The sequence below is a fragment of the Streptomyces armeniacus genome, assembly GCF_003355155.1.
Taxonomy (GTDB): Bacteria; Actinomycetota; Actinomycetes; order Streptomycetales; family Streptomycetaceae; genus Streptomyces; species Streptomyces armeniacus.
Window position 1 is genome coordinate 3,805,877 of record NZ_CP031320.1, and the last position, 15,400, is coordinate 3,821,276.

Genomic DNA, 15,400 nt, shown 5'->3' on the forward strand with positions numbered 1-15,400 from the left:
CCCCGCATGGTCCGCGCCGCCGTACTGCCCGCCGTCGGAGCCCCGTTGGAGCTGACGGAGATCGAACTGCCCGAGCCGGGGCCGGGGCAGGTACGGGTGCGCCTGGCCGCCGCCGGGGTGTGCCACTCCGACCTGTCCCTGTCCAACGGCACCCTGCGCCAGCCCGTGCCCGCCGTCCTGGGCCACGAGGGCGCGGGCACGGTCGTCTCGGTCGGCGAGGGCGTCGGCACGGCGGCGCCCGGCGACCGCGTGGTCCTCAACTGGGCGCCGTCCTGCGGCAGCTGCCACTTCTGCGCCGAGCTCGCCGAGCCCTGGCTGTGCCAGCGCGCGAACGCCGCCACCACCGTGCCGTACGCCCGTACGGCGGCCGGTGACGAGCTGTACCCCGGGCTGAGCGTCGCCGCCTTCGCGGAGGAGACGGTCGTGCCCGCGCACGCCGTCCTGCCCGCGCCGGACGGCGTACCCCTGGCGGACGCGGCGCTGCTCGGCTGCGCGGCGCTCACGGGGTACGGCGCCGTGCACCACAGCGCGCGGGTGCGGGCGGGGGAGTCGGTGGCCGTGTTCGGCGTCGGCGGGGTCGGCCTGGCCACGCTGCAGGCGGCGCGGATCGCCGGGGCGGAACGGATCGTGGCCGTGGACGTCGCCGCGGGCAAGCAGCCGCTGGCCGTCGCGGCCGGGGCGACGGACTTCGTCCTGGCCTCCGACACCACGGCGAAGGAGATCCGCGCGCTGACCGGCGGCCTCGGCGTGGACGTCGCCATCGAGTGCGCGGGGCGCGGCGCGGCGATCCGTACGGCGTGGAACTCCACGCGGCGCGGCGGCCGTACGACCGTGGTGGGCATCGGCGGCAAGGACGACCAGGTGTCGTTCTCCGCGCTGGAGATCTTCCACTTCGCCCGCACGCTGTCCGGCTGCGTCTTCGGCGACTGCGTGCCGTCGCGTGATCTGCCGGTGCTGGCGGAACACGTACGGGAGGGGCGGCTCGACCTGGCGGCACTGGTCACCGAGCGGATCGGGCTGGACGGCATCCCGGCGGCGTTCGAGGCGATGACGGAGGGGCGCGGCGGGCGCGCGCTGGTGGTCTTCGAGCCGTAGCCGTAGCCGGCGCCGGAGCCGTAGCCCGTGCCGTGGCCCGCGCCGGCTCCGCCGGAGCCGTCAACTCCGCCGCAGCGCCAGGCCGTCCAGGAGTGCGCGCAGGCCCGTCTCGAACGCGCCGTCGTCCACGCGCTGCTGGTAGTCCGCGAGCAGGTGCGCCTCGTCCAGGTGCGGGTAGTCACGCGCGTACAGCTCCGCGTCGTCCACGAAGCCGCGCGCGAACGAGCCGAGCGCCGAGCCCGCCACGAAGTACCGCATCATCGCCCCGATATGGGTCGCCTGGACCCGCGACCAGCCCGCCCCGGTCAGCGTGCCGAAGACCGCGTCCGCCATCCGCAGCTGGCTGGGCCGCCGGCCGGGGCCCTGGGCGAGGAACGGCACGATGTTGGGGTGGGCGGTGAGCGCCGCGCGGTACGAGCGTGCCCACCGCGTCAGCGCCTCCCGCCAGCCCGTTCCGTCCTCGAACATTGACAGGTCGACATCCGCGCACACGGTGTCCGCGACCGCGTCCAGGATCTCGTCCTTGGTGCGGAAGTGGTTGTAGAGGGACGGCCCGCTCACGCCCAGTTCGGCGGCGAGGCGCCGGGTGGAGACCGCCTGCAGTCCCTCGGCGTCCACGAGCGCGAGCGCGCACGCGACGATGCGTTCACGGCTGAGCAGCCGCTTGCGAGGACGGGCCATGCGGCACATAGTGGCACCTCGGCGCCCGTACGGCCGCCCCCAGCCGTGCTCACCGGTGCCCTCCGCGGTGCTCGCGGCGAGAGCTAAGCGCCTGCTCAGGCGGCGTTGTATGGTGTTCGCCCGGCCCGGGAAGTGCAACGGGAGAGGCCGGCGGAAGCGGGGCGAGTGAGATGACGGATGCGGTGGACGAGGCGGCCGGTGCCGACGAGGCGGCCGACGAGTCGTTCGGCAGCGTCACCCCCGACGCCGCGCGGCGGCTGCTGCTGGGCGCGGTGGAGGCGTTCGCCGAACGCGGCTTCCACGCCACCACGACCCGCGACATCGCGGGCCGTGCCGGGATGAGCCCGGCCGCGCTCTACATCCACTACCGGACCAAGGAAGAGCTGCTCTACCAGATCAGCCGGGTCGGCCACGAGCGTTCCGTACGCATCCTCGGCGCCGCCGCCGAGACCGGCGACACCGCGGCGGAACGCCTCGACGCGGCGGTGCGTACGTTCGTCCGCTGGCACGCCGAGTACCACACCACCGCGCGCGTCGTGCAGTACGAGCTGTCCGCGCTGGCCGAGGAGCACTACACCGAGATCGTCGCGATGCGGCGGCGCACCGAGGAGATCCTGCGGACGATCCTGTCCGACGGGGTGGCGGCGGGGGAGTTCACCGTCGCCGACGTCAACGGGACGGCGCTCGCGGTGCTTTCGCTCTGCATCGACGTGGCGCGGTGGTACCGGTCGGGCGGGCCGCGCACGCCGGACGAGATCGGCGGGCTGTACGCGGGGCTGGTGCTGCGCATGGTCGGCGCCGAACCCAGGGGCGTGTGACCGGCCGGGCGCGACTGCCTGGCCGGCTACCAGAAGTAGCGGCTGACGCTCTCCGCGACGCACACCGGCTTCTCGCCGCCCTCGCGCTCCACCGTGACTTTGGCCGTCACCTGCACGCCGTCGGCCACGTCCGTGACGTCGGTGAGCACGGCGTGTCCCCGCAGCCGGGAGCCGACGGGGACGGTGGCGGGGAAACGCACCTTGTTCACGCCGTAGTTGATCCCCATCCGGACGCCTTCGACGCGCAGCACCTGCGGTACGAAGGCGGGGAGCAGCGACAGCGTCAGATAACCGTGCGCGATGGTCGTGCCGAACGGGCCCGCCGCGGCGCGCTCCGGGTCCACGTGGATCCACTGGTGGTCACCGGTCGCCTCGGCGAACAGGTCGATTCGCTTCTGGTCGATCTCCAGCCAGTCGCTGCTGCCGAGCTCTTCGCCGACCGCCGCTCGCAGTTCGTCGGCCGACGTGAAAATCCGCGGCTCCGCCATCCGTACAACCTCCCACGCACTCCGGTCACATACGCCACTAAGCGCTTGCTCAGCATGCTGGGGTGTGTGCGGCCTGTCAACGGCCGGGGGTACCGGGTGCGCTGAGTCACCGGGGGCGGCCGGGGGTCACCGGGGGCGGCCGGAGCCGCCTCAGCTCGGTGAGCCCGCCATCCGCCGGTAGTCCGGTTTCGCGGAGTTCTCCATAGCGGTGATCAACCGCCGCAGTACGACCGCGAGCCGGGTGTCCGGCGGTGCGGTCGGGTCCTCGCAGGGGAGCAGGGAGCGCCCTCCCCACACCAGTCGGTGCCAGCCGTCCAGGGCGGTCGGCTGTCTGATGCCGTCCTGCTTCTCACGTCTGCGGCGCTCCGCGACCTCCGCTTCGTAGGCCAGCCACACCGAACGGGCCTCCTCGAGCTCCTCCAGTGCCGCAACCAGCAGCTCCGGGTCGGGGTTCCGCTGGTCAGGCGGAAAGCCCGCTCTCGTGCAGAGGTGGTGCCAGGTCGCACGGTGTCCGTACGGGGCGAATCTCTCCAGGCACTTGCGCAGCGCCTGGCGCCTCTGGGAAGGCGTTCTCTCCTGGTCACGCACCTGCTCGGCGAGTGCTCTGAAACCGGCCAATCATCCCACCTCCGACGGAGTGGATCCGGGGACTCGTCCTGAGGTGTTTGACGTACACCAGACGGGATCGGATCCCTCCTGGGGGCCCTTTCTTATGCGAGGCGGTCATGCCTCATATGGTGAACGCGGCAGGCAGGCGCCCCGTTCCCGGCCCGTGAGGCCTTTCCCGACGACATACCGACCGGTTAGTCTGCGATCCGGACCGGACCAGGAGCGCGGTGCCGGCGGCCTCGTCGGCGCCGGGCAGGCAGGCTGGACGAGCGGGAGGGACGGCGGACGGACGTGGAGACCTTGAGGGAAGCAGGGGTGGTCGTCACCGGCGGGGGCGGCGGCATCGGGGCGGCGCTGGCCCGCCGGTTCGCGGCCGAGGGCGCCCGCGTCGTCGTCAACGACCTGGACGCGGACAAGGCCGCGGCCGTCGCCGCCGAGATCGGCGGCAGCGCGGTCCCGGGCGACGCCTCCGGCGTCGTCGGCCCGGCGCGCGAGGCGCTCGGCGGCCGTGTCGACGTGTTCTGCGCGAACGCGGGCGTGGCCTCCGAGGGCGGCCCCGAGGCGCCCGACGACGTGTGGGACGCGTCCTGGGACGTCAACGTGAAGGCGCACGTACGGGCCGCGCGCGAGCTGGTGCCCGGCTGGCTGGAGGACGGCGGCGGTGGCAGGTTCATCTCCACCGTCTCGGCCGCGGGACTGCTCACCATGGTCGGCTCGGCGCCGTACAGCGTGACGAAGCACGCCGCGTACGCCTTCGCCGAGTGGCTCTCGGTCACCTACCGGCACCGGGGCATCAGCGTGCACGCCGTGTGCCCGCAGGGCGTGCGTACGGACATGCTGCGCGCCACCGGTCCCACCGGCGAGCTGGTGCTCGCGCCGACCGCCATCGAGCCGGAGGCCGTCGCGGACGCCGTGCTCGACGCCGTCGCCGCGGACCGGTTCCTCGTGCTCCCGCACCCGGAGACGGCGGGGCAGTACGCGGTGCGCGCCGCCGAACCCGACCGCTGGCTCGGCAGCATGAACCGGCTCCAGCAGAAGCTGGAGCAGACCCTGGGCACGGACGCGAAGACGGACCCCGAGGTGGCGCGGTGACCGCCGGCGAACAGCCCGTGCCGCGCCGCCTGATGGCCGCCGCCACGCGACTCTTCGCCGAACGCGGCTACGACCGCACGTCCGTTCAGGAGATCGTCGAGGCGTCGGGCGTCACCAAGGGCGCGCTCTACCACTACTTCGGCTCCAAGGACGACCTGCTGCACGAGATCTACGGCCGGCTGCTGCGGCTCCAGCAGGACCGGCTCGACACGTTCGCGTGCGCGGACGCGCCCGTCGAGCAGCGGCTGCGGGACGCCGCGGCCGATGTCGTCGTGACAACCATCGACAACCTCGACGACGCCATGATTTTCTTCCGGTCGATGCACCAGCTCAGCCCCGAGAAGCAGAAGCAGGTGCGCACGGAGCGCCGCCGGTACCACGAGCGGTTCCGCGCGCTGGTCGAGGAGGGACAGCAGCACGGGGTGTTCAGCACCGCCACCCCGGCCGACCTGGTGGTGGACTACCACTTCGGTTCCGTTCACCATCTCGGCAGCTGGTACCGCCCCGACGGGCCGCTGACGCCGCAGGAGGTCGCCGACCACCTGGCGGACCTGCTGCTGCGCGCGCTGCGGCCGTGACCGTACGAATCAACCACACCGCAAGGGCGGAGGCACCCCCAGTGAAGGCATGGCGCGTCCACACGAACGGCGAGCCGCGAGAGGTGATGCGGCTCGAGGACATCCCGGAGCCGGAGCCCGGCCCCGGTGAACTGCTGGTGCGGGTACGCGCCGCCAACATCAACTTCCCCGACGCCCTGCTCTGCCGCGGCGAGTACCAGGTGCGCCCGCCGCTCCCGTTCACCCCCGGCGTGGAGGTGTGCGGCGAGGTGCTGGCGGCCGGCGAGGGCGCCGAGGCGGAGGAGGGCGCGCGGGTGATCGCGCAGCCGGTGCTGCCAACGGGCGGCTTCGCCGAGCGTACGGTCGTCACCGCGGCGGGCGCGCGGCCCGCCCCCGAGGCGCTGGACGACGCGGAGGCCGCGGCGCTCCACATCGGTTACCAGACAGGCTGGTTCGGCCTGCACCGGCGGGCGCGGCTGCAGTCCGGCGAGACGCTGCTGGTGCACGCGGCGGCAGGCGGCGTGGGCAGCGCGGCAGTTCAGCTCGGCAAGGCGGCGGGCGCGCGCGTGATCGGCGTCGTGGGCGGCGCCGCGAAGGCGGAGACGGCCCGCGAGCTGGGCTGCGACGTGGTGGTGGACCGCCGTACGGACGACCTGGTGGCCGCCGTGAAGGAGGCCACCGAGGGCCGGGGCGCGGACGTGGTGTACGACCCGGTGGGCGGCGACGCGTACGCCAAGTCCGTGAAGTGCGTGGCCTTCGAGGGCCGCATCGTGGTCCTCGGCTTCGCCAGCGGGGCCGTGCCGACGCCGGGGCTCAACCACGCGCTGATCAAGAACTACTCGATCCTGGGCCTGCATTGGGGCCTCTACAACCAGAAGGACCCGGCTGCGGTCTCGGCCTGCCACGAGGAGCTGAGCAAGCTCGCCCAGGAGGGCGCCGTACGCCCGTACGTCAGCGAGCGCGTGCCGCTCGCGGGCGCGGCGGATGCGGTGCAGCGGGTGTTCGACGGGGTCACCACGGGGCGGGTGGTCGTGGAGACGGCCTTGGAGGCCGGCGACTCCGACGACGCTCCCTAGCCCGTTCAGGCCGTCTCAGCCCTTGACCGCTCCGGCGACCAGCCCGGCCACGTAGAAGCGCTGGAGCGCTGCGAACAGCACGACGCAGGGGACCATCGCCACGACCGCTCCGGCCGCCAGCAGGCCGAAGTCGACCGTGCCGTAGGTCCCCTGCTGCAGGTTGGCGAGGCTGACCGGCAGTGTGTACAGCTTCTGGTCGGTGAGGAACGTCAGGGCGCCCAGGAACTCCGTCCAGGACGCGAGGAACGCGTAGAGCGCGACGGTGGCCGCGCCCGGCGTGACCATGGGGCGCAGCACGGAGAACAGCATCCGCAGCGTGCCCGCCCCGTCGACGTGCGCCGAGTCCTCCAGCTCCGTGGGGACGGCCGCGAATGCGTTCCGCATGACGAAGACGCCGAACGGGAGGTTGACCGTCGTGTAGAAGAGCACCAGCCCGAGCAGCGAGTCGGTCAGGCCGAGGGTGTTCAGCTCCAGATAGAGCGGCGTCAGGATCGCCTGGAACGGCACCATGATGGTCAGCACCAGGGCGCTGAACAGCGCGCCGCGGGCACGGAACGGGAAGCGCGCGAAGCCGTACCCGGCCAGCGTCGCGAGCAGCGCGGTGAGTGCCGCCGTGGCGAGCGAGACGACGAGGCTGTTGAGCACCGGGCGGCCGAGGATGCCGTCGGTGACGATGCGGGTGAAGTTGCCGGTGGTCCAGTCGAAGAAGGTGGACAGGCTCGGCTTGTTCATCACCACGTCGTGGGGCTGCACGGAGCGTACGAGCGCGAAGGCAAGCGGCACGACGAAGACGAGCGCCGCGCCCGTACCGCCCAGCACGTACAGCAGGTTCCTGAGGCGGGTGTCGCCGCGCCGCCGGGAGTCGCGCGGCGGCGCCGGCCGCTGCGGCCGTGGCGAGCGGCGTCGGACCTCGGGCCGGTCCGGCAGGGTGGTGGTCATGGCACCTCAGTCCTTCTCGCGGAGCAGCCAGAACTGCAGTCCGGCGACGACGGCGGTGATCATTACGAGGATGAGCGACATCGCCGTGGAGGCGCCCAGCTGGAGATCGACGAAGGCGCGCCGGTAGACGGACATCACCACGGTCGTCGTCTCGGAGCCGGGGCCGCCCTGGGTGAGGATGTAGAACTGCGGGAAGGCCAGCAGCGATCCGACGACGGAGATCAGCGTGCTCAGGGCCAGCGCGCGGCGCACCATCGGCAGCGTGATGTGCCGCTCGGTACGCCACCAGCCCGCGCCGTCCAGCTCGGCCGACTCGTATACCTCCCGCGGTATGCCCTGCATCGCGGACATCAGGAGGACCATCGTCAGCCCGGACGTCCCCCAGATCACCATCACGATGACGAGTCCCGTCGCGCGCGGCCCGTCCACGAGCCAGGGCGTCGTGCCGTCCGTCAGGCCCAGCGCCTTGAGCGTCGCGTTCAGCGCGCCGCTGCCGGGCTGCGCCTCCAGGAGCGTGATGAAGCTGACGGTGCTCAGGCCGATGACGAACGGCAGGAAGAACAGCGTGCGCAGGAGCGCGGCGCCGCGCCGGTTGGAACGCACCAGGACGGCCAGCCCGTAGCCCAGGGTCAGGATGAACGGGGTCACGAGGGCCGTGTAGAGGAGCGTGTAGCCGATGGACCGCCCGAACACCGGGTCGGACCAGGCCAGTTCGTAGTTCTTCAGGCCGACGAACCGGTACGGGCCGATCAGCGGGAAGTCCGTCAGCGAGATGAAGACGGCGACGGCCAGCGGCGCGAACACGAAGACGAGCACGAACAGCATGGCCGGCGAGACCAGCAGCAGCCCGGTCAGCGGCCGGTGGGTGAGCGACCCCTTACGGGCGCGCGCCGTACGGGACTTCGGCTCGCGGAGCGTCGTACTCATGCGTCCCCCTGTCGCAGGATCTCGTCGATGCCCTGCTGCGCCTCGCGCATCGCCGCACCGACCTCGCCGCCGAACACGGCCCGGCGGATCATGGCCAGCCAGGGGCCGTCGCTCTGGTTGAAGATGCGGTTGTACGCGAGGGTGAGCGGCGCGTGGCCGGCGTCCATGTCGTCCAGCGGCGGCACCGCGAGCGGGTACTTCGCACGGAAGCCGGGCGACGCCGCGTCGGCGCGTACGGGGATGTAGCCGGTCTCCGGCAGGGCGCGCTGCTGCTTCAGGGCGAGGCTGAAGCGGATGAACTCCCAGGCGGCGGACGGGTTCCTGGAGCCGTTGGGCAGGGAGTAGTTGCTGCCGCCGTCGAAGAAGGCGCGGCCGCCGTCCGGGCCGCACAGGAGCCGTACGTCGAGGTCGTCGCGCAGGGCCCGGGGCGCCTTGGGGTACACGATTCCGTAGCCGGAGGGCAGCATCGCCACCTTCCCGGCGTGGAAGTCGGTGGCCCAGCGGATGCCGTCGTCGGAGAACGCGCCGCGCGGCATGAGGCGTTCGGACCAGAGCGTGTGCAGGAAGGCGAGGGTGCGGCGCAGCGGCTCGTTGCCTTCGATGTTGCCGCGCTGGCTGCCGACTGAGCCGGTGACGAGCTCGGTGTCGGCGGCCCAGATGTGCGGCTGCACGGTGAACGAGAGGGCACCGGCGCCGTTTCCGGAGAGATACCAGCCATACGTGTCCCTGCCCAGCGCGGACACGGCCCTGGCCGCCTCCAGGCAGCCCTCGAACGAGCCGGTCGCGTCGTCGATGTCGACCTTGGCCCGGTCCAGCAGCGCCCGGTTGCACCACAGCGCGGAATTGTCGGCGAGGGACGGCACCGCGTAGTAGCGTCCGTCGCGCTTGCCGACCGCCAGATGACCCGGGCTGAGCTGCTCGCGGAACGGCAACTCGTTGATGAGCGGGGTGAGATCGGCGAACACGCCGCGGTGGATGAACAGGGCGGAGTTGATGTCGTCCATCTCGACGAGGTCCGGCTCGCGCCCGCCGCGTATGGCGGTGGCGAGCTTGGTGACGTACTGGCCGTCCTGTACGGGCGTCAGCTCGATCCGTATCCGGTCCTGCGCGGCGTGGAAGCTGTCCACGAGCCGCTGTCCCGTGGCGAGCAGCCCGCCGCGTATCCACAGCCGCAGCGTGCCCCGGGGGTCGCGGGCGAGCGCGGGGCCCGTGACGTCGAGGGGCGCCGGCGACTCGGCGCAGCCGTTCAGCGCCAGGGCCGCACCGCCGGCGCCGAGCGCGGCCAGGAAACGGCTCCGGGTGAGTCCCATCTCGTGCCTCAACTCCCCGAACAGGAACACTTGGAATCTGGGAAACGTGGGAAACCTGAGAAAACAAGGAAACCGATTTCCGGCGACCATAGGGACCCCTCGCCGAGACCGTCAACCCTCCGTCTGCCATGTATTTTCCCGCAGTTGAGCCGGGTCGGAGTATTGACCACGCAATCCATGTAGTGTCCGATGGAACGACCGGAAAATGACCGGAGGAAAGATGAAGCAGGAAGGCCGGCCGGTGCGCATCGTCGATGTCGCCCGTGCTGTCGGCGTCTCCCCGAGCACCGTCTCGAAGGCGCTCAACGACTCCGGGTCGCTGCGCCCCGCCACACGGGAGCGGGTGCGCGCCGCGGCCGACCGCCTCGGCTTCGTGTCCGACGCCGGCGCCCGCGCGCTGTCCATGCGGCGCACGTTCATCGTGGGCCTGCTGAGCACCGACGACGTGGGGCGGTTCAGCATGCCGGTCATGCTCGGCGCGGAGAACGCGCTGACCGTCGGGGAGATCTCCACGCTCGTCGCCACCGCCCGGCACGACTCCGTACGCGAGCAGCACCACCTGCGTACGCTCGTCGCCCGGCGCGTGGACGGCATCATCGTCACCGGCAAGACCACGGACGCGCGGGAGCCGATCCGCGTACCCGTACCGGTCGTCTACGCGCTCGCCCCGTCCACCGACCCCGACGACGTCTCGGTGGTGCCCGACGACGCGGCGGGCGTACGACTCGTGGTGGACCACCTCCGTACGCTCGGGCACCGTCGGGTGGCGCACATCGGCGGGCGCGCCGACCAGAACACCTCGCGGGTACGGCTCGCCGCCCTCCGCGACGCCCTCGACGCCGCCGGAATGGACCTCGTCGGGGAACCGCTGCTCGGCGAGTGGAGCGAACCGTGGGGCCGCCAGGCCGTCGACCTCCTGCTGCGCGACGACCAGGCGCCCCCGGCCACCGCCGTCGTCTGCGCCTCCGACCAGCTCGCGCGCGCGGTCACCGACCGGCTGCGGGAACGCGGCCTGCGCGTCCCGCACGACGTCGCCGTCACCGGCTACGACAACTGGGAGGTGATGTGGGCGGCCAGCCGGCCTCCGCTCACGACGGTGGACATGGAGCTCGAACAGCTCGGCAGACGGGCCGCGGAGCGCCTTCTCGCCGAGATACAGCCCGAGCCACCCGAGCCGGACGCCGCCGCCGGCCCCGGCACCCGCTCAGACGGCGTCGGTCCCGGCACCCGTTCAGACGGCGTCGGTCCCCGCGGCATCGAACTCGTCCCGCCGCGCCTGGTCGTCCGCGGCTCGACCATCGCGGGCGACTGACGCCCGCGGGCCACCCCCCCACACGAGAGGACCCACAACGCACATGGGCATGCGCTACGAACCCGTACGCCTCGGTGAGATACGCCCCGAGGGCTGGCTGCGTCGTCAACTCGAGCTCCAGGCGGCCGGACTGACCGGCCGCGTGGAGGAGATCTGGCCGGACCTGGGCCCTCGCTCCGGCTGGCTCGGTGGCGACGGCGAGGACTGGGAGCGGGGTCCTTACTACCTGGACGGACTCGTGCCGCTGGCGCACCTCCTCGGCGACGAGGGCCTGCTGCGCAAGACGAAGCCGTGGATCGAGTGGATTCTCGGCAGCCAGCGCGAGGACGGCCAGTTCGGGCCGCCCACGAACGACGACTGGTGGCCGCGCATGGTCGCCCTGAAGGTCCTCGTGCAGCATGCCGAGGCCACCGGCGACGACCGCGTGCCGCCGTTCATGGCGCGGTACTTCACGTACCAGCTGGCGCACCTGGCCGGCCGCCCGCTGCGGAACTGGGGCGCCTACCGCGCCACCGAGAACGTGCTCGCCGCCCTGTGGCTGCACCGCCGGGACCCGGATCCGTGCTGGCTCGACCTGTGCGCGCTGCTGATGGACCAGAACGCCGACTGGACCGGCTACCTCACCAAGGAGCTGATCACCGGCCGGGCCACCGTCTTCGACCATCTGACGCACGGCCCGAACGTCGCCATGGGCCTCAAGGTGCCCGCCGTACACGCCCTGCTCGACGGCGCGCAGGACACCGATCCTGACGGCGATCCGGACTCCGGTCCGGGCTCCGGTCCGGACGGCGACCACGAACGCTACGCCGAACTGCGCGCCTGTCTCGCCGCGCTCGACCGCTGGCACGGTCAGGTGCACGGCATGTTCTCCGGCGACGAGTGGCTGGCCGGGCGGGAGGCCGCCCAGGGCATCGAGACCTGCCAGGTGGTCGAGTACCTGTACACGCTGGAGCAGTCCGGGCTCGCCTTCGGCGAGGGCGAACTGGGCGATCTGGCCGAGCTGGTGGCGTTCAACCACCTGCCGGCGAGCTGTGACCCGCGCATGCTCGCCCACCAGTACCACCAGCAGGCCAACCAGATCGCCGCCACCGTCACACAGCGCCGCTGGACCCACAGCTCCGACGACGCCAACATCTTCGGCCTCGAACCGCACTACGGCTGCTGCCTCGCCAACCTCCACCAGGGCTGGCCCAAGTTCGCCGCCGCGCTGTGGATGCGGATGCCCGCGGACCGGGGACTGGCGGTGTTCGCGTACGCCCCCAGCACCCTCCGTACGCGGCTCGGCGGCGCGGACGTGACGGTCGAGGAGGCGACCGACTACCCGTTCGAGGACACGGTGCGGTTCACGGTCGACGTGTCCCGGCCGGTCACGTTCAGCCTCCGGCTGCGCGTCCCGCACTGGTGCGACGCCCCGGAACTGCGGCTGAACGGCGAGAGCCACGCCCTGACGGTCGAGCCGAGCGGCTACGCCACCGTGCACCGCACCTGGCACAGCGGCGACGTCCTCGAACTCCGCCTGCCCATGGCGATCCGCCGCGTACGGCGCGAACGGAACGCGGTCGGCGTACGGCTCGGCCCGCTCGTGATGGTCGTGCCGGTCAAGGAGGCGTGGCGGCCGCTGCCCGAGCCGCGCGGCCTGGGCGAGTGGGAAGTGGAGCCGCTGTCCTCGTGGAACTACGGGCTCCACGCGCGCGGCAGGGGCGGCCTCGAGAACTGGCACGTCGAACGCGCCCCCGTCCCCGACGTGCCGTTCGCCCCCGAGGGCGTGCCGGTCACGATCCACGGGCGGGTCGCCGCCCTGCCGGAGTGGCAGCCACGGGACGGCTCGGCCGGCGAACCCCCCGACAGCCCGGTCGTCACGGGCGCCCCGGTCGTCGACAAGCCGCTGGTGCCGTACGGCTGCGCGCGGCTGCGGGTCGCCGAACTGCCCACGGTGATCTCGGTGGAGGCGGACGGGCAGGAAGTGCCGTAGGTGCCTCCGGCGGGGGCCGTACGTCCGGCCCGCGCGTCGTGGCTCGTTCCGCCGGACCCCCGCCGCGGTGGTTGCGTACCGCGGCGGCGGGTCCTCAAACGCCGGACGGGCTGATCGGCCGCGGTTACGCGTACTTCTTCAGTTCCCGCCGTGCCAGCGACCGCTGGTGCACCTCGTCCGGGCCGTCGGCCAGCTGGAGCGTACGGGCGGACGCCCACAGCTCCGCCAGCGGGAAGTCCTGGCTCACCCCGCCCGCGCCGTGCAGCTGCACCGCCCGGTCCAGGATGCCGACGACCGCGCGCGGCGTCGCGATCTTGATGGCCTGGATCTCGGTGTGCGCGCCCCGGTTGCCGACGGTGTCCATCAGCCAGGCCGTCTTGAGTACGAGCAGCCGCAGCTGCTCCACCTGCACCCGCGCGTCCGCGATCCACTCCCGTACGACGCCCTGCTGGGCCAGCGGCTTCCCGAACGCCGTACGCGACACGGCCCGGCGGCACATCAGCTCGATGCCGCGCTCCGCCATGCCGATCAGCCGCATGCAGTGGTGGATGCGGCCGGGGCCCAGCCGGGCCTGGGCGATGGCGAAGCCGCCGCCCTCCTCGCCGATCAGGTTGCGGGCGGGCACGCGTACGTCGTCGAACGACACCTCGGCGTGGCCGCCGTGCCAGTGGTCCTCGTAGCCGTAGACCTGCATCGCGCGGCGCACCTCGACGCCGGGGGTGTCGCGCGGCACGAGGATCATGGACTGCTGGCGGCGCGTGTCCGTGGCGTCCGGCTCGGTCTTGCCCATGACGATGAAGATCTTGCAGTTGGGGTTCATCGCGCCGGAGATGTACCACTTGCGGCCGCTGATGACGTAGTCGTCGCCGTCCCGCCGTATGCGGGTCTCGACGTTGGTGGCGTCCGAGGACGCCACGTCGGGCTCGGTCATCGCGAACGCCGACCGGATCTCGCCGTTCAGCAGCGGCTCCAGCCACTGCCTGCGCTGCTCGGGCCCGCCGAACTCCGCCAGCACCTCCATGTTCCCGGTGTCCGGGGCGGCGCAGTTGAGCGCCGTGGGGGCGAGCTGCGGGCTGTGGCCGGTGATCTCGGCCAGCGGCGCGTACTGCAGGTTGGTCAGCCCGGCGCCGTACGTCCTGTCGGGCAGGAAGAGGTTCCACAGCCCGTGCTTGCGGGCCTCCGCCTTCAGCTCGTCCACCACCGGCGGCGTGTCCCACGGGGATTCGAGCGCGGCGCGCTGCTCGGCGGCGATGGCCTCGGCGGGACGGATGTGCTCTTCCATGAAGGTGAGCAGCTGCCGGCGCAGCTCCTCCGTACGGGCGTCGAATGCGAAGTCCATCAGAGCCTAGCCCTCCTGCAGGGTGGTGAGTCCGTTGTCGATCAGGACCGGTACGAGTGCGCCGATGCGGTCGAATCCGTGGCCGACGGTCTGGCCGAGGGTGTAGCGGTAGTGGATGCCCTCGGCGATGACGGCCAGCTTGAAGTACGCGAACGCGGTGTACCAGTTGATGCGCGAGACATCGCGCCCCGAAACCTCCGCGTACCGCTCGACCAGCTCCGCCGGCTCCGGATGACCGGGCGCGCCGCGGGTGCTGGAGATCAGCGAGTCCGGCAGTTCCCGCTGCTCGCTGTACATCACCAGGAGCCCGAGGTCCGCCAGCGGGTCGCCCAGCGTGGACATTTCCCAGTCGAGCACCGCGGCGATACGGCCGTCCGCACCGGCCAGCACGTTGTCCAGCCGGAAGTCGCCGTGCAGCACGGTGGGCGCGGGGGAGGGCGGCAGCGCGGCGCCCAGCGCGGCGTGCAGTTCGTCGACGCGCGGCAGCTCGCGACTGCGCGAGGCGTCCAACTGCTTGCCCCAGCGGCGCAGTTGCCGTTCCAGATAGCCGTCCGGGCGGCCGAAGTCGGCGAGACCGAGGGCGCCGGGGTCGAGGGCGTGCAGGGCGACGAGGGTGTCGGTGAGGGACAGCAGCAGGGCACGCGTACGCTCCGGGCCGAGCGCGGACAGCTCGCGCGCGGTGCGGTACGGGGTGCCCTCGACGTACTCCATGAGGTAGAACGGCGCGCCCAGCACGTCCTCGTCGGTGCAGAGCAGCAGGGTCTCGGGGACGGGCACGGGCGTGCCGTGCAGCGCGCTGATCACCCGGTGCTCGCGCGCCATGTCGTGCGCCGTGGCCAGGACATGGCCCAGGGGCGGGCGGCGCAGGACCCAGCGGGAGGTGCCGTCGCTCACGCGGTACGTGAGGTTCGAGCGGCCGCCCTGGATCACCTCGGCGCCGAGCTGGCCGCGCACGAGACCGGGCCGCTCCCGCCCGAGGTGGTCGGCGAGGCGCTCCAGGTCGAGCCCTGGCGGGTTGTCCTTGCTCATCGTGCGCGCTCCTCCTCCGGCTGCCGGACCGTCCGGCCCGCTCCGATCATGCCGACTGGTCGGTATGACGTCCAGGGGTGTGCCCCGAGACAGTAGCCACAGCGGGCCGGCGGCGGGCCGGTGACCGGCGCGGGAAGCGGAGGCGCTCTGGCCAAG

Annotated in this window: 15 protein-coding genes; 7 read left to right on the forward strand and 8 right to left on the reverse strand. The window is 72.3% G+C overall.

The genetic code is table 11. From position 1 onward, the window contains the following. Positions 1-6 precede the first annotated feature (6 nt). A complete protein-coding gene (locus DVA86_RS16385; protein ID WP_208879236.1) occupies positions 7-1,095 on the forward strand; it encodes a zinc-binding dehydrogenase in 1,089 nt (362 codons plus the stop codon). A gap of 60 nt (positions 1,096-1,155) precedes the next feature. On the opposite strand, the gene DVA86_RS16390 is transcribed toward DVA86_RS16385, so the two are convergent. Then, a complete protein-coding gene (locus tag DVA86_RS16390) occupies positions 1,156-1,776 on the reverse strand; it encodes a TetR/AcrR family transcriptional regulator (protein WP_208879238.1) in 621 nt (206 codons plus the stop codon). A gap of 170 nt (positions 1,777-1,946) precedes the next feature. Between DVA86_RS16390 and DVA86_RS16395 the strand changes: the two genes are divergently transcribed. Further along, complete coding sequence (locus DVA86_RS16395; RefSeq protein ID WP_208879239.1) at positions 1,947-2,594, forward strand: TetR/AcrR family transcriptional regulator; 648 nt, start codon at positions 1,947-1,949, stop codon at positions 2,592-2,594. A 26-nt stretch (positions 2,595-2,620) separates the two neighbouring features. On the opposite strand, the gene DVA86_RS16400 is transcribed toward DVA86_RS16395, so the two are convergent. Together DVA86_RS16400 and DVA86_RS16405 are read right to left on the reverse strand one after the other, a co-directional pair. Next, positions 2,621-3,082 (reverse strand): MaoC family dehydratase, encoded by a 462-nt coding sequence (locus tag DVA86_RS16400; protein ID WP_208879241.1) that lies wholly within the window; start codon positions 3,080-3,082, stop codon positions 2,621-2,623. A 150-nt stretch (positions 3,083-3,232) separates the two neighbouring features. Further along, positions 3,233-3,700 carry a hypothetical protein gene (locus DVA86_RS16405; protein ID WP_208879243.1) on the reverse strand — a complete coding sequence of 156 codons (468 nt, stop codon included), beginning with the start codon at positions 3,698-3,700 and terminating at the stop codon, positions 3,233-3,235. A 282-nt stretch (positions 3,701-3,982) separates the two neighbouring features. Here DVA86_RS16405 and DVA86_RS16410 point away from each other — a divergent pair, with 282 nt between their 5' ends. From DVA86_RS16410 to DVA86_RS16420, 3 genes are read left to right on the forward strand one after another with little or no spacing between them, the layout of a single operon-like run. Continuing rightward, positions 3,983-4,783 (forward strand): SDR family oxidoreductase, encoded by an 801-nt coding sequence (locus tag DVA86_RS16410; RefSeq protein WP_208879245.1) that lies wholly within the window; start codon positions 3,983-3,985, stop codon positions 4,781-4,783. A 32-nt stretch (positions 4,784-4,815) separates the two neighbouring features. Then, a complete protein-coding gene (locus DVA86_RS16415; RefSeq protein WP_208884771.1) occupies positions 4,816-5,361 on the forward strand; it encodes a TetR/AcrR family transcriptional regulator in 546 nt (181 codons plus the stop codon). Positions 5,362-5,402: 41 nt separating this feature from the next. Next, a complete protein-coding gene (locus DVA86_RS16420; RefSeq protein WP_208879246.1) occupies positions 5,403-6,416 on the forward strand; it encodes an NADPH:quinone oxidoreductase family protein in 1,014 nt (337 codons plus the stop codon). A gap of 15 nt (positions 6,417-6,431) precedes the next feature. Here the strand turns inward: DVA86_RS16420 and DVA86_RS16425 are convergent, their stop codons facing one another. The 3 genes from DVA86_RS16425 to DVA86_RS16435 are packed head-to-tail and all read right to left on the reverse strand — an operon-like array spanning position 6,432 to position 9,592. After that, positions 6,432-7,355 carry a carbohydrate ABC transporter permease gene (locus DVA86_RS16425; protein ID WP_208879247.1) on the reverse strand — a complete coding sequence of 308 codons (924 nt, stop codon included), beginning with the start codon at positions 7,353-7,355 and terminating at the stop codon, positions 6,432-6,434. A 6-nt stretch (positions 7,356-7,361) separates the two neighbouring features. Next, entirely contained in the window at positions 7,362-8,282 is a 921-nt protein-coding gene (locus DVA86_RS16430) for a carbohydrate ABC transporter permease (RefSeq protein ID WP_208879249.1), read from the reverse strand. Then, positions 8,279-9,592, reverse strand: a complete 1,314-nt coding sequence (locus DVA86_RS16435; RefSeq protein WP_208879250.1) for an ABC transporter substrate-binding protein — start codon at positions 9,590-9,592, stop codon at positions 8,279-8,281. Before DVA86_RS16435 ends, DVA86_RS16430 begins: the two co-directional genes overlap by 4 nt. Before the next feature lie 205 nt (positions 9,593-9,797). On the opposite strand from DVA86_RS16435, the gene DVA86_RS16440 reads away from it, so the two are divergent. Then, positions 9,798-10,904 carry a LacI family DNA-binding transcriptional regulator gene (locus DVA86_RS16440; protein ID WP_208879252.1) on the forward strand — a complete coding sequence of 369 codons (1,107 nt, stop codon included), beginning with the start codon at positions 9,798-9,800 and terminating at the stop codon, positions 10,902-10,904. 43 nt (positions 10,905-10,947) lie between these two features. Continuing rightward, positions 10,948-12,876 (forward strand): glycoside hydrolase family protein, encoded by a 1,929-nt coding sequence (locus tag DVA86_RS16445; protein WP_208879254.1) that lies wholly within the window; start codon positions 10,948-10,950, stop codon positions 12,874-12,876. Between the two features lie 124 nt (positions 12,877-13,000). Here the strand turns inward: DVA86_RS16445 and DVA86_RS16450 are convergent, their stop codons facing one another. Together DVA86_RS16450 and DVA86_RS16455 are read right to left on the reverse strand one after the other, a co-directional pair. After that, on the reverse strand, positions 13,001-14,215 hold the full coding sequence (locus tag DVA86_RS16450; RefSeq protein WP_208879256.1) for an acyl-CoA dehydrogenase family protein: 1,215 nt from the start codon (positions 14,213-14,215) through the stop codon (positions 13,001-13,003). A gap of 6 nt (positions 14,216-14,221) precedes the next feature. After that, on the reverse strand, positions 14,222-15,244 hold the full coding sequence (locus tag DVA86_RS16455; protein ID WP_208879257.1) for a phosphotransferase family protein: 1,023 nt from the start codon (positions 15,242-15,244) through the stop codon (positions 14,222-14,224). Positions 15,245-15,400 lie beyond the last annotated feature (156 nt).